We start from the raw sequence: 18,722 nt of genomic DNA on the forward strand, positions 1-18,722 counted from the left end.
AAGACTCGCTTCGCTCGTCTTTCAGGGTTCGAATCCGCCGGACCATTTCGATTTCACGTCCTCCTCGCAGTGCTCGTCGCTGCGAGAAATCAGAAATGGGTTGGGGCGGATTCGAACCGCCGACTTCCTCCGTGTGAAGGAGGTATCATAACCGAACTAGATCACCAACCCGATGCACTCGACTCTATTCGAGCGCATCCCTTAAGAATTGCTTTCCGACTACGCTTCCGTCTCTTCCTTGCCGCGGTACTCGCTGATCTTTGCGCGGGCGTCAGCGATTGCTTCCTCGGCTTCGCCTTCGGCTTTCCCCTGCAGTTCCTTCAGATCGGCCTTGACGGCCTCCAGTCGGCTGGGTTCCGGCTCCGCTTCCTTCCCGGTGAGTTCGCGGAACCGTTCCTCGACCGGTTCGAGTTCCTCTTTGACGCCCTTGGTGGCGGTCTTGCCGGCGCGTTTCAGGTAGTATCGTGCGTCTTCGAAGTGTTTGTTCATATCTGTCCCTACGCGAAGGACGAATATATCTCTTGTGCCCGGAAAACAATACGGAATCGAGGGACGGCGAGCGGCCACAGCGATAAACGCGCACCGCGGGTACGAACTGTTTTGCACCCCCACCCGCAACGGGGAGACATGTTCACACGGGTGTCGATTCCGACGCCGTTCCAGATCGGGCCAGTCAACACGTACATCGCGAGACGAACTCTCGTCGATCCGGGGCCTGACAGCGAGGAGGCGTGGTCGCGTCTGGTCGAGGCGCTTGAAGCACGCGAGCTGTCCCCGGATGACATCGAACAAGTCCTAGTCACGCACCCGCACCCGGACCATTTCGGCATGGCGAACCGACTCGCCGAGCGGGGGGCTCGCGTTCTCGCAAGCGTTCCGGCAGCGGAGATCATGCGCGATTTCGCGGCGCAACTGCACGCCGAGCAGTCGTACTTCGCGGATTTCTTCGAGCGCTGTGGGGTCTCACGGGAGACCGCCGAGACGGTGACACAGTTGCCCGAGGCGTTCCTGCCCTACGCCCAGAGCGTCGACACCGACCGCACGCTCGAAGCCGGTGACACCGTCACCGTCGACGATACCGAACTCACCGTCGATACCGTACAGGGCCACTCCGCGGGTGAAATAATCTTCTCGTACGACTACCAGGGCCGCCGCGAAGCGGTCGTCGGCGACAACGTGCTGGGCGATATCACGCCCAATCCGTTCCTGCAGATCCCCGACGAGCGCGGGGCGCGCCCGCGGGTGCTGCCAGCGTTCAACGACTCGCTCCGGTGGCTCCGCGAGCAGGGGCACGACCGATTTCTCACCGGCCACCGCGAGCCCGTCGACTCACCGCAGGAACGCATCGATGACATCCTCGCGGAACACGACCAGCGCACCGCGGAGGTGGCCGAGATCGTCTCCAGCGGCGCGACGACGCCGAGCGACGTGATGACGGCGCTGTTCGGCGACCTCCCGGCCACGGAGTACTTCGCGGGCATGAGCGAGGCTGTCGGGCATCTGGACGTGCTCGAAGTCACGGACCGCGTCGAGAAGCGTGAGAGCGGTGGCGTGTTCGTCTACGAGTCGGCGTAGGCCTCGCTACCAGGTTTGAGCGAGCACGAGAAAGAATACAGCCCAGCGTCAGACTACAGCAACTGCGCGGCCTGGAACGCGATCTCGGAGACGCGGTTGAAGCCGGGGACGAGCAGGACCGTCACGATGGCGGCACCGACCACAGCGGTGTACAGCCCCATCGGATAGGACTCGATAGTCCGGCTGCCGTCCGACTCTTCGATCCACATCGCCTTGACGACGCGGGAGTAGTAGAACAGGCTGAGCGCGCTGTTGATGATGAGCGCGGCGGCCAGCGACCACGCGCCGACGTTGAGCGTCGCCGAGAACAGGTAGAACTTCGAGAAGAACCCGCCGCCGATCGGCAGGCCGGCGAGGCTGAACAGGAACACCGTCATCGCCGCGCAGGCGACCGGCGCTTCCTTGCCGAGGCCGTTGTAGTCCTCGAAGCGGCGACCGACGCCCCAGTACTCGGCCAGCGCGATGAACAGGAACGCGCCCGTGTTCATGAAGCCGTAGACGAGCAGGTGGGACATGCCGGCGCTCAGGCTGAGACTCAGCCCCTCGCCGGAGCCGGTTACGGCGGCGAGTCCGATGAGGACGTAGCCGGCGTGGCCGACGCTGGAGTAGGCCAGCATCCGCTTGACCGTCTCCTGGGTCGCGGCGGCGAAGTTCCCGATGAACATCGTCGCGATGGCGAGGATCTGGAACGCCATTACCCAGTTGATCGCGCCCCCGGTGGCGACCAGATCGCCGATCGGGAACGCCACGGCGAAGACGCGGAACGCCAGCACGAAGCCGGCGGCCTTCGACGCCGAGGAGAGGAACGCCGAGATCGGCGCCGGTGCGCCCTCGTACGCCTCGGGTGCCCAGAAGTGGAACGGCACGGAGGCCGTCTTGAACGCGACGCCGCCGATGATCATCAGGATACCGACGCCAAGTATGGACATCGGAACCGCGGGGTCACCGGGCTGGGCCTGTATCGACCCGTCGACGATGGTCTGGACCGTCCCACTGGTGATGGCCGTCGCGACGCCGTCGAACCGGAGGACGCCCGTCGCGGCGTACACCAGCGAGATGCCGTAGGCCAGCACCGCCGAGGACACCGCGCCGATGAGGAAGTACTTCAGCCCCGCTTCGACGCTGCCCTTGTTGTGTTTGAGGAAGGCGACGAGCGCGTAGGACGGCAGCGACACCAGTTCGAGCGCGATGAACGCCGTCGCCAGGCCGTTGGCCGCGCTCAGAAGGCTCATTCCAGTCGCGGACAGCAGAACCAGCGAGAAGAACTCGGCCTGGTAGCTGTGTCCGGCGACGTAGTCGTAGCTCGCGAGCACGACCAGCGTCGTGACGCTGGCGACGATGGCCATGAAGAACAGGGCCATCTGGTCGACGACGAGCTGGTTGTTGAACAGCGCGACGCCGGTGCTATCGGCTATCCCGGTGCCGGCGGTGATAAACCAGCCGGCGAATCCGAAGGACACCAGCGAGCCGACCACCGAGATGCCGGCGATGGCACCCGTGTTCGTCGAGTCCGGGTCGATTGAGTCAGCGAGCAGCAACACCAGTGAGGCGACGGCCAGCGACAGCGCTGGCGCGAGCGCCATCCAGTCGGGGAGCGCGACCATCTATGCACCACCTCCGATGTCGAGAACCGGTGAAATCGAGTCCTGTATCATGGCAAAGGAGAGGTCGGGCGCGACACCGAGAGCGATGACCAGCAGGAGCAACACGGCTAGCGGCGCAACGTCGTGGAACGCGGCCGGGCTGACCTCGTAGTCGGTCTCCAGGCTGAAGGCACCGAACAGCGTGCGCTGCATGGCCCACAGCAGGTAGCCGGCGACGATGACGATACCGAACATCGCCAGCGAGGTCAGCACCGGCGCGGCACCGCCCAGCGTCGGTGCGTTGAACGAGCCCTGGAAGATGAAGTACTCCCCGGCGAAGCCGGCCATCAGCGGCAGGCCCATGTAGCCGAAGGCGGCGGCGACGAAGATGCCGACCGTCCATGGCATGCGGTCCGCCAGCCCGGACATGTCGCCGACCATGCGCGTGTGTGTCGTGTTGTAGATGACGCCGACACACATGAACATCAGCCCCGAGATGAGGCCGTGAGCGATCATCTGGAAGGTCGCCCCGCCCATGCCGTAGGGCGTGAACGCGACCAGTCCCAGGATGACATAGCCCATCGAGGAAATCGAGGAGTAGGCGACGATGCGCTTGAGGTCACGCTGTGCCAGCGCGAGCATCGCGCCGTAGATGACGCTGACGACGCCGATGATGGCCAGCGGCACCGCGAGCTGGCGAGCCGTGTCAGCGAGCATCGTGAAGTTGAACCGAAGCAGTGCGTAGGTCCCCATCTTCAGGAGGACGCCGGCCAGCATGACCGACACCGGCGTCGGGGCTTCGACGTGGGCGTCGGGCAGCCACGTGTGGAGCGGGAAGACGGGCACCTTCACCGCGAACCCGAAGAACATCAGGATAAACGAAATCGTCATCAGGTTCACGCCGGCGATAGTCGGCAGCCCGCTCGCGGTGCGGAACGCCTCGGCCATCGCGGGCAGGGACAGCGACGTGAGGTCGGTGCTGAACACGAGCGCGAACAGGCCCGCGAACATGATCAGCGACGCCACGTTCGTGTAGACGAAGAACTTGATGGCGGCGTACTTCCGGCGCGGGCCGCCCCAGACACCGATGAGCAGGTACATCGGGATGAGGACGCCCTCCCAGAAGACGAACCAGAGGAAGAAATCGAGCGCGGAGAACACGCCGATGAGGCTCACCTCCATGAACAGCATCAGTCCGTAGAACTGGGACTGGCGCTCGTCGATCGGCGTCCACGCCGAGACGATGGCGAGCGTCGTCAGCACCGTCGTCAGCGCGAGCAGCGGCATGCTGATGCCGTCGAGGCCGACGTAGTACGACACTTCCAGCTCACCCAGCGAGATCCAGGGGATCTGCTGGCCGAACGCGATGTCAGCGGGCGACAGCAGCGCGTTGCCCGTGCCGCCGTACTGCGTGAGGTACACCCAGTACATGTAGATGCTGCCAAGCGCGGGAACCGCGCTGACGGCCGCAGCGAGCTTGCCGGCGTACCGGTCAGGCGAGAGGAACACGAGGCCGGTGCCCAGCAGGGTCACGAGCAGGAGCGCGGCGACCCACATCTAGAACCACCCTCCCATGATGCCGAAGGCAGCAAGCAAGAGCACGAGTCCAAGCGTCAGCAGCATCGCGTAGTTGCTGACGACTCCGGACTGGATGCGTCGGATGCGGCTGCCGCCGAACAGGCTCACGCTGGAGATGCCGTTGACGACGCCGTCGACGACACCCTGGTCGAACTTGTTCATCACACGGGCGAGGGGGTAGGTGACGCCCGTCGCGAGCCACACCTGATATTCGTCCTGGTAGTAGTTGTGCATGAGTAGCGTCTTCAGACCGCCAAGCTTGTCCGTATGCTCGACCGGGTCGGCACCGGCATAGAGGCTCCGCGCGACGAGCACGCCGGCGAGTGCCAGCCCGAGCGAGACAGCCGCCGAGACCAGCAGCGTACCCGTTTCACCGCCCAGCGGGTAGGCCGGGTCGACGTGTGGGACCTCGTGCAGCAGCTCCTCGTAGTGGTGTAGATCCGTCGAGAGGAGTGCGGGCCAGCCGCCCTCCTCCGGTCCGTTCAGCCACTTGTGGAGGAAGTCGATCTCCGCGCCGGTGAGCTTCTTCACCGGGGCCATGTTGATGAACCCGACCGTCGTCGCGAGGATGCCAAGCACCGTCAGCGGTCCCTTGACGTTCCAGTGGACGGGCTCGGGGTCGCGTGCGGTGTCCGAGCGCGCGTCGCCGTGGAAGGTCAGGTACACCATCCGGAAGGTGTAGAAGCCGGTGAAGAACACGGCCAGCAGTCCCATCGCGTACGCGGCGAGATAGGCCGTTCCGAGGCCGCCCTCAGTGCCGAAGCCGTGGATGAGTGCCTCGTACAGCACTTCGTCTTTCGACCAGAAGCCGGCGAACGGAACGATGCCGGCCAGCGCCAGCGAGCCGGCGAGGAACGTCCAGTAGGTCACCGGCATCCGCTGTTTCAGACCGCCCATGTCCCACATGTTCTCGTTGTGGTGCATGGCGATGATGACCGACCCCGCGCCGAGGAACAGGAGCGCCTTGAACACGGCGTGGGTCGTCAGGTGGAAGACAGCGGCGATGTAGCCACCCGACCCCAGCGCGAGCATCATGTACCCGTACTGGGAGATAGTGGAGTACGCGAGGACCTGCTTGATCTCCTGTTTGACCAGGCCCATCGTCGCCGCAAACAGCGCGGTGAAGCCGCCGATGAGCGCGATGACGGCGAGTGCCGTCGGCGAGATCGCGTAGAAGCCGTACATGCGCGCGACGAGGTACACACCGGCCGCGACCATCGTCGCCGCGTGAATCAGCGCCGAAACCGGCGTCGGGCCTTCCATCGCGTCGGGCAGCCACGTGTGCAGCGGGAACTGCGCAGACTTGCCGATGACGCCGCCCAGCACGAGGAGGCCGAGCACGGTGAACCACTGCTGTGGCCCCATGCCGACCGTCTCCAGCATGTGGATGTGTTCGAGGTCGCCATCGACGACAGCGTGTTCGGCCAGCATCGGGAAGCTCTCGGCGACGACCTCGCCGCCCTGCGTAATCGGGGCGAACAGGCCGGTCCCGAAGGTGGCGAAGATGCCGACGACGCCGATGAGGAAGAAGTAGTCACCGAAGCGGGTGACCAGGAACGCCTTCTTCGCGGCGCTCGGCGGGCCGTCCTCGCGGAACCAGAAGCCGATGAGCAGGTACGAACACAGGCCCACCAGCTCGAAGAACATGAACGCCATCAGGAGGTTGTTGGCGACGACGAACCCGAGCATGCTCGCCGTGAACAGGCCGAGGCCGGCGTAATAGCGCGGGAGGCCAGTCTCGCCCTCGTCGTTCATGTAGCCAAGCGAGAAGATGTGGACGAGGAACGAAATGAGACAGACGATAAGCAACATCAGCGCCGACAGCGGGTCCAGCAGGAGTCCGAAATTAAGCTGGAGCGATTCGACGCTCGTGGTCCACTGGTACAGTATCTCGTTGTGGACATCGCCGCCGGCCACCGTCAGCGCGACCCAGATCGACAGCAGGAGCGATCCGCCCGTCGCCGTGATGCCTGCGAGCGCGCCGCCTTTGGGCATACGGTCGCCGGCAAACAGCGCGACGAGGAACGATACGAACGGCAGCAGGACAATCGCCGGAGCGTATGTGAATGCAGCCATCTGTTACCACCTCATCGTCGTCGCCTTCGTCACGTCCACGTCTGTGAAGTTGCGGTACAGGACCAGGATGATACCGATACCGATGGCGACCTCCGCGGCGGCGAGTGCCATCGTGAACAGGCTGAACACCTGGCCGGTGAGGTTCCCATGTTGCAGCGAGAACGCGACGAGATTGATGTTCGCAGCGTTCAGCATCAGCTCGACGGACATCAGGAAGATGAGCGCGTTCCGTCGCGTGAGGATGCCGAACAGGCCGATACAGAACACGGCCGCCGAAAGCAGGAGGTACGTCTCGGCCGGAATCACGAGTCGTCACCTCCGTGGTGCGTGCCACCGTCGGCGACGACCCCGTCCTCCTCGTTGTCGCGTTTCGCCAGCATCAACGCGCCGTCCAGCGCCGCATCGAGGACGACGGCGATGAGGATAAACGCCACGAGGAACCCTTCCGCGGGGACGGCCGCGTCACCGACCAGCAGACTCGGTTCGATGTCGAACAGCGCCGCACCGAGGCTTTTCGTTATCGATGCGCCCTCGCCGAACCCCGCTGGTGTCGGAAACGAGACGCCCATGAACACTGCACCGAGGACGACGAACAGGGCGATTGCGGCCAGTCCTGCGACGAAACTCCCCTCGGTCTGTAGTTCGGGCTTTGTAGTCATGGTGTCACCTCGATAACCGACTCGTCCTCACGAGTCAGCATCACCGCGAAGGTGATGAGGACGAGGACGCCGCCGACGTACACCAGGATCTGCATCGTTGCGACGAACGCCGCCTGGTTCATTACGTAGAACACTGCGACGCTGACGAGTGACACGCCCAGTAACAGCGCCGAGTGCCAGACGTCCCGGACTAACACGACGCCCGCAGCGCTGCCCACCGTTACCATAGCGAACAGCGCGAACGCAATTGACTCTGCCAGTGCCATCTTACTTGGAGACTCTTTGCGGCGTCCCTTTGAAGATTCCTCTTTCGTCTCGCCAGTAGAGCCACTGTTTGCCGGTATGACCCCCCGATTCTGGGGGCGGATCAGTCCACAGCCGAATATGTGGCCGCCATGCTGTGTGTTTAGAATTACATGCTCGCCTGCTTCTGGAATTACCGACTTACGAACGGGGATTTAAAGACAATTGAGATACAGGTCCGAGAACCAGAGCCGCGTGTTCGTCTGTGCTCGGGCGCAGCCGGAAAATATCCGATGCGGGTACTGGTAGTCGACTTCGCCGTCGCCTTCTCCCAGCCGCCGCCACCTTTTTCGGCGTCGGGGCCGGTCACTCCGTTCCCGACCTCTCCTTGAAAAACGTGGTCTTGCTGAGCGGAGTCGTTCGAGGGGCGCTTGCGCCCCTCGTGATGACGAGAGAGCGAAGCTCTCTCGAACCACGAAGCAAGGCTCGAAAGATGAGCGGTGCGAATCTTTCTGTGGCGAAAAAACGGACTCTCACTTCGTTTGAGTCCGGAACCGCTCGCTGATGGCGAGCGGATGCTCCCTTACTGATAGTCGACTTCGCCGTCGCCTTCACCGATCCACGCGCCCCGGTCGGGTTCGCGGGACTCAAGCGGGTCGATGTCCTTGTACCACGGCACGTTCTTGAGTTGCTCTTTGTCGTAAGCGAACTCGTCTTTCGTGTCCGCAGTGAACTCGAAGTTCTGGGTCAGCAGGATGGCGTCGGTCGGGCAGACTTCCTCACACAGGCGGCAGTAGATACACTGGCCGATGTGGAGGTTGTACTGCTCGCCGTTGCGCTGCTCGTCCATCACGATCTGGATGGTGTTGTTCGGACAGACGTTCTCGCACTGCCGACACCAGATACACCGCTCCTGGCTCCACTTGTGGACGCCGCGGAAGCGGGGGCTCACCTCGGGGGCGACGTCCGGGTACTCCACCGTGAACGTCTCCCCGTCGAGGGCGTGTTTCATCGTCGTCGCCATTGATTTCAGGATTCCGATCATGACAGGTCACCTCCGGTCGCTCGTGGGTCGGTGCGCGTGGCCGTCATCAGACGGTCACCCCGACGATAACCGCGGTCAGCAGTAGGTTCGCCAGCGAGAGCACCAGCATGCCCTTCCAGCCGATCTCGATGAGCTGGTCGATCCGGACGCGGGGCACCGCCGAGCGGGCCCACTGCGTGAACAGGAAGACGCCCCAGATCTTGATGAGGAACCAGACGATACCGGGCAGGACCGGACCGGCTGGACCGCCGAGGAAGATCGTGGCGATGATCGCCCCGCCCAGGAAGATGTGGATGAACTCCCCGAGGTAGATGAGGACGAAGTACACCGAGGAGTACTCGGTCTGGTAGCCGGCGACGATCTCGGTCGGCGCTTCCGGAATGTCGAACGGGTTCCGACCGACTTCCGCGAGGTTCGCGATCATAAAGAGGACGAACGCGAACGGGTTCACGAACGCGTACCACGACGGCAGCGGGCCGATCAGCGACTGCTGCTGGGCCGCGACGATCTCGCTCATCTGGAGCGAGCCGGCGAAGAGGACGACCGACGCGCCCGTCAGAATGAGCGGGATCTCGTAGGCGAGGTTCTGGGCGACCGCGCGCAGGCCCCCGAGGAACGAGTACTTGTTGTTCGACGCGTAGCCGGCCATGACGAGGCCGACCGAGGTGGTCGAGGCCACTGCGAACACGTAGGCCAGTCCGACCTCGGGGTCGGCGAGGTGGATGCCGTTCCCCATCGGAATCACGGCGAAGCCAAGCAGTGCGGTACTGGCGATGATCAGCGGCGCGAGGTCCCACGCAGGCCGGTCGACGCCCTCGGGAACGATGAGTTCCTTCGACAGTAGGCGGACGGCGTCGGCCACGATGATGAACAGCCCGTACGGGCCGATACGGTCGACGGCGATTCGGTCGGTGAACGCGGCGGTGATCTTCCGCTTCGCCCACGGGCCGGCAAGTGCCGTGTTCGTCATCATCAGCGTCCCGATGAGCCCGGCCCCGATGAGGCTCATGACGATCATCACGGCCGTGCTGTTGGGATCGAGCCCAAGCAGGTTCGCGAGCGTTTCCGGTAACGGCGCCGACTGCATTACCGGTCCACCTCCCCGAGCACGATGTCGAGGCTCCCGAGCGAGGCGATCATGTCAGGGATGTACTCGCCCTGGGACATCTCCGGCAGCGTCTGCAGGTTCGAGAAGCACGGGCTGCGGATCTTGAACCGCGCCGGCTTGTCCGTCCCGTCAGAGCGGATGTAGATGCCGAGTTCGCCCTTCGCACCCTCGACGGAGCGGTAGATCTCTTTGTCGGGGTCCGGACGGAGCGTCCGCGGGACGTTGGCCTGGATCTCGCGGTCGTCCTCCGGCCACTGCTCCAGCAGGTCGACACACTGTTCGATGATGCGGGCCGACTCCTCGACCTCACGGAGGCGGACGAGGACGCGACTGAAGTTGTCGCCGCCCTCTTCGGTGACGACGTTCCAGTCGAGTTCGTCGTAGTAGCCGTAGGGGTCGTCCCGCCGGAGGTCGTAATCGACGCCCGAGCCACGTGCGACGGGGCCGGTCGCGCCGTACTGCTTGACCTGGTCCTTCGAGAGGACGCCGGTGTCGACACACCGCATCTGGAAGATCTCGTTGCCGGTGACGAGATCGTGAATCTCCTCGAGCTTGTGCGGGAGGTCGTCGAGGAAGTCGCGGATCTTCTCGAAGTACTCCTCGCGGGGCTCGGGCAGGTCCCAGGCGACCCCGCCAAGTCGGAGGTAGTTGAACATCAGCCGCTGGCCGGTCAGGTCCTCCAGCAGGTTCTGGACGATCTCGCGGTCGCGGATGCCGTACTGGAAGACGGCGGTGAAGTCGCCGAACACGTCCAGCGCGAACGTCGCCAGCGCGAGCTCGTGGGAGGCGATCCGGCACATCTCCGCCGACATCGTCCGGATGACCTGTGCGTACTCGGGGACCTCGATGTCCGCGAGGTCCTCGGCTGCGCGCGCGTACGCCCATTCGTTGAGGATACCGGCCGAGATGTAGTCCCAGCGGTCCGGGTACGGCATGATCTGGTGGCGGTAGGTGCCCTGCTGGCACATCTGCTCCTCACAGCGGTGGAGGTAGCCGATATCGGGTTCGATGTCGGCGATCTGCTCGCCGTCGAGTACCGTCTCGACGTGGAGCACGCCGTGGGTCGCCGGGTGGTGCGGACCGATGTTGACGAACATCGTGTCCGGGTCGTCCTCGCTGCGCTTGTCGTCCTGCAGCGGGTTCGCGTGCTCGCGCAGGGAGACGATCTGTGGCTGGTCCTGGTTGTAGTCCTTGCTCAGCGGGTGGCCCTGCCAGGTCTCGGGCAGGAGGATGCGACGCAGATCCGGGTGATCGTCGTAGTTGATACCGACTAGGTCGTAGGCCTCCCGCTCGTGCCAGTCCGCGGTGTCGTAGACGCGAGCGGCCGACTCGTTGTGCGGGTCGTCCTTCGGCGACGGGACGATGATCGACAGCTCCTGTGTCGGGTCGTTGTACTTCCGGAGGTGGTAGATGGATTCGTACCGGTCGTCGTACTCCTGTGCCGTGACACAGGCGCAGTGGTCGAAGCCGGCCTCCTCTTTCAGCGTCGAGAGGACTTCTTGAACCTCGTCGGGACGGATGACGAACCCTTCCGCGTTGACGTGCTGTTCGCGGTCGAGGACGTGGCCCCCGAGCAGGTCCGCGAGTGCGTCGTAATCGAGTCCGTCCTCCGTAACGCCGACGTCGAGCGCCGTATCGCGTGATGGTTTCTCTAAACTCATGGCTTAAGGGGAGTCGTTCCAGTTGTACCGCATGACGAGGTCCTCCTCGTCGATTTCGCTGGCGAGTTTGTCCACGAGCTCGTCCTGTTCGAGGTCGCCGAACTGCTCCAGTTCGTAGGGTTTGACCGTCACCGGTGAGGACTCACCCTCGGCGATGCGCTCCTGCAGCTTGGCGACGCCGTAGATGAGTGCCTCGGGGCGGGGCGGACAGCCCGGGACGTGGATGTCGACCGGGATGACCTCCTCCGCGCCCTTGATGACGTTGTACCCTTCCTGGAACGGGCCACCGGAGATGGTACAGGACCCCATCGAAACGACGAACTTCGGCTCGGGCATCTGGTCGTAGACGCGCTTCATCCGCGGCGCGAACTTCGAGACGATGGTCCCCGGAACGATGATAACGTCCGCCTGGCGCGGGGAGGCGCGTGGCACCCCTGAGCCGAAGCGGTCGAGGTCGTGTTTGATCGCGTAGGTGTGGATCATCTCGATGCTACAGCAGGCGATCCCGAACTGGAGCATGAACATCGAGGAGCCCCGAACCCAGTTCATGAACTTGTCGAACTTGGTCAGGATGAACGGCGTCGATCCGAACGCTTCGCGCAGCGTCGAGTTGAAGCGGTCGTCGGCCCCGTCACCCATGCGGGCCTCCTGTGTCGATACGTCTTCGACGGCCGGTGGTGTCTGGTCACTACTCATATGTGTCTGCCCCCTTCGTGGCGCGCGGACTGCGCACCCACTGGACTGCGCCGTTACGCCAGGCCCAACCGAGTCCGACGACGAGAATGCCGATGAATACGACCATCGGTAGCAGTGCCCTGGTCATCCCGACCTCGGCGACAGCGTCGCTGTAGATGACCGTCCACGGGAAGATGAGGACGGTCTCGATGTCGAAGACGACGAACAGCAGCGCGACCATGTAGTACTGGATATTAAACTTGATCTGCTGGCTGCTGCCAGTCGGCACTTCACCGGACTCGTAGGTGGTGCGTTTGCCTTGTTCCGGCACGCTGGGCCGCAAGAGGCTCGAAACTGCCATCATGGTTAATGGGATGGCTAGTGCCACGACCGCGAGCGCGCCGATGGCGATCCATGGATTACTCATTCCGGTATCTCCTATCGTCTGCCGGTTAGATGTACTCGCATATAAGGGTTCATTGTTCGGTTTTTCGGCCCTGCGGGTCTTTAAGGGCCGACACGCTCTCAATCATGGTTCCCGCATCCGCCGCGCCGCTTAGGGTGTGACACCCCCCGACGGTCACTCCCCCCAGTACTCGTCTTTGAACCCCGGCGTCCCGAGTTCGTGGAGGTCTCGCGACACCTCGCCCACCTCGGTCTGGAGCCCCTCGTGATACGAGACGAGGCGGTCACGGAGTTCGTCGTGCTGGCGCGCGAGAATCTGTGCCGCCGAGAGCGCGGCGTTGAACGACTTGCCGGCGTCGACCGCGGTGATCGGCGCGCCCTGTGGCATCCCGATGACGGAGTCGACGGACTTCTCCTGGACCGGGACGCCGATGACCGGCAGCGGGTAGGCGATGCTTGCGGTCATGTTGGGCAGGTCCGCGGACTTGCCGCCAGCGCCGGCGATAATCACGTCGATGCCGCGGTCGGCGGCCGTTTCAGCGTACGCGTACATCAGGTCCGGCGTCCGGTGGGCCGAGCAGACGAACGTCTCGAACGTGAAGCGGCTCTCGGGCGCGTCGGTGTAGTCAGTCTGCTCCTCGAAGCCGAGTTCGTCGGCGAGTGCCACATATGCCCCGGGCCGCCTGCCCTGTCCGCCGGCCATCGTCGGCAGGTCCGAATCCGACCCCATGATGATACCAACGTCGGGCGTCAGGTCGTTCGGTCGGTCCATCTCGGCCTCGTCGTGCAACTGGTCGATGAGCGACTGGACGCTGTCTGCGGGCATACGACCGACTGGAACCGGGACCGGCGTAAGTGTAGGCGGTTTCCGGTCAGTCGGCCAGCACCGCTTCCAGTTCGGCAAGCAGTGTCTGTGGTTCTGCGGGGAAACATCTGAGCGGGTCGGTACGGCCAGCGACCCGTATCCTGAGGGCGTTCCGCTTGCGGTAGGTGAGCGCGAGGCTGACTGCGCCGGCGACGGCGAAGGCCCCGCCGAGCAGGACAGATCGGTCGAGCGACAGCAGGCCGAACCCGACCAGCGCGACGCTCATCACCGCGAGGAACCAGTCGATGTCCTGCAGACTCACCTCGACCACATCGTCGAGGTCGACAACGACCGGATCGTCGCCACGGTCGACCACCAGGCGGTCAGCACCGAGGACGACAGTCCCCCCGGTTCGGAGCGCGCCGGTGTACCGCTCGGCCCTAATGGGTGATGTGGCGTCTGCAGCCGCACCGTCGCTGTCGTCGACCACGGTCAGTCGTCGCTCACTGCTGGCGGACGCTCATCGCCGCGCCCGCGGATGCGGTCTATCGCTGAGACGTATTCGCTGTCGTCCTCCGTGAGCGCGGCCCAGGCTGCGAGACCGCGCTCCTCGCGGGTTCCGGGGACGGTGTTGTCGAGGACGAAGGCGACGATGCCGCCGACGACCATTCCGGTGCCGCCCATGACGAACAGCGTGGTCGAGACGACATCGGTCCCGAGGACGCTCCCCAGAACCGGGACAGCCGCAAGGCCCTGCTGGAGGGCCGTCGAGCCGCCGACGTCCATTCCCTGTCCGAGCTGACTCATATACTCGGGCACTGCGAGGCCGGCAAAGAGCGCGAAGCCGACGATGAAGACGTTCCGGTTGGCGTCGAGATCGACGTACTTGAGCTGTGAGAGTCCGACGGCGGCGATCTGTCCGAACATGACCATGTAGAGGCCGCCGATGATCGGCGACGGGATCGTCGCGAACAGCTGGCCCGCCGGACCGAAGTAGCCGACCAGAATCATGACGACGGCCCCGATCTGGACGACGTAGCGGGAGGCGACGCCGGTGATAGCGATTGCCCCGACGTTCTCGGTGTAGGATGTACACCCGTTGCCGGTGCCCATGATGCCGGCGAAGACGTTTCCGATACCTTCCATCCCGATGCCGTCGTTGATTCGGCGGCCGCTCGGCGCGCCGCGGCCGGCAATGCGGGCCACGGAGTGGTAGTCGCCGAAGCTCTCGATGACGGAGGCGAGCATCCCGGCGAACATCCCGACGATGAACCCCGGCGTGAACTGCGGGAGCCCCCACTGGAAGGGGTACACCGGCTGAACCAGCGGCGCGCTCGCGACTGAGCCCAGCGAGACGTAGCTGACCGAGCCAGCGGCGAAGACGCCGGTGACCGATAGCACGGCCGCGACGGTCCACGCGAACAGAATCCCCAGCAGGACGGGAAAGAGCTTGAACGCCCGGTGGCGTCGGTCGAGGTACTGCGAACACGCGACGATCGAGAGCATCGTCAGTCCGAGCAGCCACCAGTTCTGGCCGGTCCCGGGGTCGCCGAAGTTCGGGTTCGCTATCTGCGGGACGTTAAACAACGCCAGGCCGATGAGCGCGATGACCGGCGCGATGACCACTGGACCGACGTACCGCTTCAATTTCCCCATGAGGCCGCTGTAGCCGATGACCATCTCGACGATACCGGCGACGATGACGGCCCCCTGTAGCTCGACGAGCATGGTCTGCCAGTCCGCCCCTTGCTGGGCGAGCACGCCGATGATGGCCAGCCCGGGCGCGAGCATGGAGAACGTCCCGCCCTGGACGATCGGGTATCTGTTCCCGAGCGTCGTCTGGGCGAGCGTTGCGATACCGGAGACGACGAAGAACGTCCCGATGAGACGGCCGACTTGATCGGGCGCGGCCTCGAACATCCCCATCGCGCCTGCGAGCCCGAGCGGGATCGCCACGGACGCGCCGATCATTGTCAGGTAGTGCTGGACGCCGAGCAGTATCGCCTGCTTTCGCGGCGGCCTGTCGTCGATGCCGTACTCGACGAAACCGGCCGTTTTCGGTTCCTCCGGTGTCGTCGGGTTTTGGCCGTCCTCCGGCGGTGTCGCGTCAGTCATGCTCGCTACCCATGGGACTGCAACTCCCGATACATATTCTTTGCTCGTTGGCACAGCGGACGACAGCACTGCGACAGTTCGGGACCCGCCTCGAAAGGAAAACGCTCTTGGCCCGCTCCGACACAGTCTTGGACATGAGCAACGGGGACGACGATGCCGACGCGTCGGACGACGCCGAGGCAGCAGACGAGATCGACGTGACCGCCGAAGAACTGGAATCGCGTCTCAACGAGGCCGGCGACGCCCTGGAGGCCGCAGAGACGGAGGCCGACCTCGACGACGTGGAGTCGTCCCTCGACGACATCGAGAGCGACCTCGAAGCCGCCGACCTGCCCGAACCCGACGAGGACGACGACGAAGCCGAGGACCCCCGCGAGGAACTGGAGTCACAGCTCTCGGACCTCCGAGACGATCTCGAATCACAGCGCGGCCCCTACGCCGAGGACGTGGTCACTATCGTCACCGACGCACAGGACACCGTCACCGACAGCAAGTGGACCGACGACGGTGAGGGAGAGGCCCAGGAGGCCGTCGAGACGTTCCTCGACGCAAGCGCGGAGTTCGTCGACCACGGCGCCGACACGGGCGGGGAGTTCGTCGCCGCCGGGGACGCGCTGGGGACGGTCGCCGACGCAATCGAAGCGGCAAACCTCGACCCCGACGAAGACACGGAGACAATCGAGGGCCTCCTCGAAGCGGCGGAAACCCTGGAAACGGGTCTCGACGAGGCCGAAGTCTGGGACGACCTGACAGTCCAGGAGCAACTCGACGCCCGCGGGTTCTACGATATACTGACCAACGAGAACCGGAAGGACTTCCCGCCGGAGTGGAACGCCGCGAAGCTCCACGCCGAGGAGGGAGACTTCGAGCAGGTCCTGTTCGCCTACGACAAGCTCGGGTCGGAGTTCTTCGACGGGTACATCGTCGACCTCCTGTACAACCTCGGGAGCGACGCCGAACCGGCCTTCGACGCGATGCACCAGCGCGCACAGAAGCGCGACAAGGGACCGATCGAGGTGCTGGGGAAGATCGGCGACGAGCGCGCGACCGAGACGCTGCACGACTACATCGACGGTGACGGCGACCCCGCGCTCCAGAAAGTTACGCTGCGCGCGCTGGGCGCTATCGGCAGCGCGGAGTCGGTCCAGCCGGTCGCCAACCGACTCGACGCCGACAGCGAGGAGGTCCGCTCGGTCGCGGCCCGCGCCCTGGGCCTGCTCGGTGACACCCGCGCTATCGAGCCACTGAGCGACATCCTCAAATCCGACGACAGCGACTCCGTGCGCGCCTCCGCCGCGTGGGCGCTCCGACAGATCGGAACCGAAGCGGCGCTTGAGGAAGCCGCCCGCTACACGGACGACCGCGCGTACCTCGTTCAGGCCGAAGCCGAAAAGGCAGCGAGCGCCTGATACGGACTGCTGTACCTGTTTCCGGTCGGCACCGGGGTCTTGTCGGTTGCAGCGGAAATGACGTACAGCAGTCCGTATGAGTGTGGGAACCTTTTTGTACGAACGGGCGGCCAGACGCCCCGATGCGGTCGTTCGCCCCACTCGTCTGTTGCGTGCTCGTCCTCACCGCGATAGGTCCGTATATCGCAGTCGGACAAGTCGGACCGGAATCTCTTGCCGGAACAACAGCCAGTAGTCCCGCCGAGCCGTCGATTCACGCGGTGTACCCGGACCCTGTCGCCGGCGGCGACGAGGGGGAGTTCGTCGTCCTCGACGTTCCCGACGGAACCGATATCGGACAGTACGCACTCACTGACGGCGATAGCACCGCCGGCATTCCGAATACGACTGTGCGCGGGCGCGTCGCCGTCTCGACGGCACCGAACCGAACGCGGGAACTCACCGACCGGTCTGTGGTCGGTCTCGACGGACATCTCGCGCTGGCAAACGGCGGCGAGCGGATTCGGCTTCAACGGGGCAACGAGACCGTCGACGCCGTCCGGTACACGGACGCCGTGGAGGGAGAACTCGGCGTCGTGAACGGGTCAGTCATCCGCTGGCGGCCGCTGGGGGCGAGCGACCGTCCGGTCGTCAGGGCCGCCGGCAGCGAGGTCCGTGCGTTCGCCCTGCCGGACGCCCCCGCTGCCCCGCTTCGGTCGATACGTAATGCTGATGAGCGGGTGTTCTTGGCCGGCTACACACTCTCCTCGGACAGAGTCGCGGACGCCCTGATCGCCGCCCAGCGCCGCGGTGCGACGGTCCACATCCTGCTTGAGGGGGACCCCGTTGGCAGCCGCACAGCCACTGAAGCAAGCACCCTTGACCGACTGACCGACGCCGGCATCTCGGTCCAAGTGCTGACAGGCCCCCGGGCCAGATACCGGTATCACCACGCGAAGTATGCCGTCGCCGACGGGCGGGCCATCGTGCTGACGGAGAACTGGAAGCCCGCAGGCACCGGCGGCAACAGCAGCCGCGGCTGGGGCGTCGTTACGTCACAGCCGCGGGTCGTCACCGGGCTGAATCAGACGTTCCGATCTGATGCCGATTGGCGGGACAGTCGGCGGTGGCAGGAGTACCGCAAGGGCCGGCAGTTCGAACAGGGGGAGCCGGCGACCGGGTCGTACCCGAAGGAGTTCGAGGCAGAGTCGGTCTCAGTCCAGCGGACGGACCTGCTGGTCACCCCGGACAACGCCCAGCGTGAACTCGTCGGGACGATAGACGACGCGGACGACACTATCGACGTTATCCAGCCGACGGTCGGGAACTGGGACAGCCCGCTGCTCCGGGCGCTCCGCCGGGCCGCGTCGCGCGGCGTCGAGGTCCGCTTGCTGCTCAGTGACGCCTGGTACGTCCGCGAGGAGAACGAGCAGACGGCACAGCGGTTTCAGGAGTGGGCCAACCGCAACGACGCGCCACTGACAGCAAAGGTAGCCGACCCCGACGGCCGCTATGAGAAGATCCACGCGAAGGGTGCCGTCATCGACGACGAGCGTGTCGTCGTCGGCAGCCTCAACTGGAACGAACAGGCAGCGACCGAAAACCGTGAAGTCTTACTGGTGCTTCACGGCAGCGACGCGGCCGACTACTTCGGAGCTGTCTTCGACGCTGACTGGGACGCCGGCGGGTTCGACACGCCGGTCGGGGTCCTCGTTGCCCTGCTCGGCATTCTCGTGGTTGCCGGACTCGCCGCTCGTCGGGTCGCGTTCGAGCGGTAGAAACCGAGTCCGGCGGTGCGCTGGACCA

At 64.7% G+C, this 18,722-nt stretch carries 18 protein-coding genes and 1 tRNA gene; 3 read left to right on the top strand and 16 right to left on the bottom strand.

Annotation, left to right across the window (positions count from 1 at the left end; genetic code table 11):
* Positions 1–96: 96 nt before the first annotated feature.
* A tRNA-Val gene (locus tag ACY9XZ_RS18620) sits at positions 97–171 on the bottom strand.
* A gap of 48 nt (positions 172–219) precedes the next feature.
* A complete protein-coding gene (locus ACY9XZ_RS18625) occupies positions 220–489 on the bottom strand; it encodes a DUF7553 family protein (protein ID WP_463458496.1) in 270 nt (89 codons plus the stop codon).
* Between the two features lie 138 nt (positions 490–627).
* Here ACY9XZ_RS18625 and ACY9XZ_RS18630 point away from each other — a divergent pair, with 138 nt between their 5' ends.
* Positions 628–1,575 (top strand): MBL fold metallo-hydrolase, encoded by a 948-nt coding sequence (locus tag ACY9XZ_RS18630; RefSeq protein WP_463458497.1) that lies wholly within the window; start codon positions 628–630, stop codon positions 1,573–1,575.
* Between the two features lie 53 nt (positions 1,576–1,628).
* Here ACY9XZ_RS18630 and ACY9XZ_RS18635 read toward each other — a convergent pair whose 3' ends face one another.
* The 14 genes from ACY9XZ_RS18635 to ACY9XZ_RS18700 form a co-directional block, all read right to left on the bottom strand.
* Positions 1,629–3,179 carry an NADH-quinone oxidoreductase subunit N gene (locus tag ACY9XZ_RS18635; protein WP_463458498.1) on the bottom strand — a complete coding sequence of 517 codons (1,551 nt, stop codon included), beginning with the start codon at positions 3,177–3,179 and terminating at the stop codon, positions 1,629–1,631.
* A complete protein-coding gene (locus ACY9XZ_RS18640) occupies positions 3,180–4,715 on the bottom strand; it encodes a complex I subunit 4 family protein (RefSeq protein ID WP_463458499.1) in 1,536 nt (511 codons plus the stop codon).
* A complete protein-coding gene (nuoL, locus tag ACY9XZ_RS18645; protein WP_463458500.1) occupies positions 4,716–6,812 on the bottom strand; it encodes an NADH-quinone oxidoreductase subunit L in 2,097 nt (698 codons plus the stop codon).
* A gap of 3 nt (positions 6,813–6,815) precedes the next feature.
* A complete protein-coding gene (gene nuoK, locus ACY9XZ_RS18650; RefSeq protein ID WP_463458501.1) occupies positions 6,816–7,118 on the bottom strand; it encodes an NADH-quinone oxidoreductase subunit NuoK in 303 nt (100 codons plus the stop codon).
* On the bottom strand, positions 7,115–7,471 hold the full coding sequence (locus tag ACY9XZ_RS18655; RefSeq protein WP_463458502.1) for a proton-conducting membrane transporter: 357 nt from the start codon (positions 7,469–7,471) through the stop codon (positions 7,115–7,117). The genes nuoK and ACY9XZ_RS18655 overlap by 4 nt, the downstream gene beginning before the upstream one ends.
* The gene (locus ACY9XZ_RS18660) at positions 7,468–7,737 is read right to left on the bottom strand and encodes an NADH-quinone oxidoreductase subunit J (protein ID WP_004591678.1); all 270 of its coding nucleotides are present in this window, start codon (positions 7,735–7,737) and stop codon (positions 7,468–7,470) included. Before ACY9XZ_RS18660 ends, ACY9XZ_RS18655 begins: the two co-directional genes overlap by 4 nt.
* Positions 7,738–8,297: 560 nt before the next feature.
* On the bottom strand, positions 8,298–8,759 hold the full coding sequence (locus ACY9XZ_RS18665) for a NuoI/complex I 23 kDa subunit family protein (protein WP_004518194.1): 462 nt from the start codon (positions 8,757–8,759) through the stop codon (positions 8,298–8,300).
* 46 nt (positions 8,760–8,805) lie between these two features.
* Entirely contained in the window at positions 8,806–9,846 is a 1,041-nt protein-coding gene (locus tag ACY9XZ_RS18670) for a complex I subunit 1/NuoH family protein (protein WP_463458503.1), read from the bottom strand.
* Positions 9,846–11,528, bottom strand: coding sequence for an NADH-quinone oxidoreductase subunit D (locus ACY9XZ_RS18675; RefSeq protein ID WP_463458504.1), 1,683 nt, complete (start codon positions 11,526–11,528; stop codon positions 9,846–9,848). The genes ACY9XZ_RS18670 and ACY9XZ_RS18675 overlap by 1 nt, the downstream gene beginning before the upstream one ends.
* 3 nt (positions 11,529–11,531) lie before the next feature.
* Positions 11,532–12,224 carry an NADH-quinone oxidoreductase subunit B gene (locus tag ACY9XZ_RS18680; RefSeq protein WP_004957101.1) on the bottom strand — a complete coding sequence of 231 codons (693 nt, stop codon included), beginning with the start codon at positions 12,222–12,224 and terminating at the stop codon, positions 11,532–11,534.
* Positions 12,217–12,630: an NADH-quinone oxidoreductase subunit A gene (locus ACY9XZ_RS18685; protein WP_463458505.1), complete on the bottom strand. Its 414-nt coding sequence runs from the start codon at positions 12,628–12,630 to the stop codon at positions 12,217–12,219. Before ACY9XZ_RS18685 ends, ACY9XZ_RS18680 begins: the two co-directional genes overlap by 8 nt.
* Before the next feature lie 153 nt (positions 12,631–12,783).
* Positions 12,784–13,434 (bottom strand): AIR carboxylase family protein, encoded by a 651-nt coding sequence (locus ACY9XZ_RS18690; RefSeq protein ID WP_463458506.1) that lies wholly within the window; start codon positions 13,432–13,434, stop codon positions 12,784–12,786.
* 46 nt (positions 13,435–13,480) lie between these two features.
* Positions 13,481–13,903: a hypothetical protein gene (locus ACY9XZ_RS18695; RefSeq protein WP_463458507.1), complete on the bottom strand. Its 423-nt coding sequence runs from the start codon at positions 13,901–13,903 to the stop codon at positions 13,481–13,483.
* A 2-nt stretch (positions 13,904–13,905) separates the two neighbouring features.
* On the bottom strand, positions 13,906–15,528 hold the full coding sequence (locus ACY9XZ_RS18700) for a uracil-xanthine permease family protein (protein WP_463458508.1): 1,623 nt from the start codon (positions 15,526–15,528) through the stop codon (positions 13,906–13,908).
* Positions 15,529–15,662: 134 nt separating this feature from the next.
* Here ACY9XZ_RS18700 and ACY9XZ_RS18705 point away from each other — a divergent pair, with 134 nt between their 5' ends.
* Together ACY9XZ_RS18705 and ACY9XZ_RS18710 are read left to right on the top strand one after the other, a co-directional pair.
* Positions 15,663–16,937, top strand: a complete 1,275-nt coding sequence (locus tag ACY9XZ_RS18705; protein ID WP_463458509.1) for a HEAT repeat domain-containing protein — start codon at positions 15,663–15,665, stop codon at positions 16,935–16,937.
* Between the two features lie 122 nt (positions 16,938–17,059).
* Positions 17,060–18,694: a phospholipase D-like domain-containing protein gene (locus ACY9XZ_RS18710; protein ID WP_463458510.1), complete on the top strand. Its 1,635-nt coding sequence runs from the start codon at positions 17,060–17,062 to the stop codon at positions 18,692–18,694.
* The last annotated feature ends 28 nt before the right edge of the window (positions 18,695–18,722 follow it).

The organism is Haloarcula sp. HT12 (assembly GCF_055271655.1).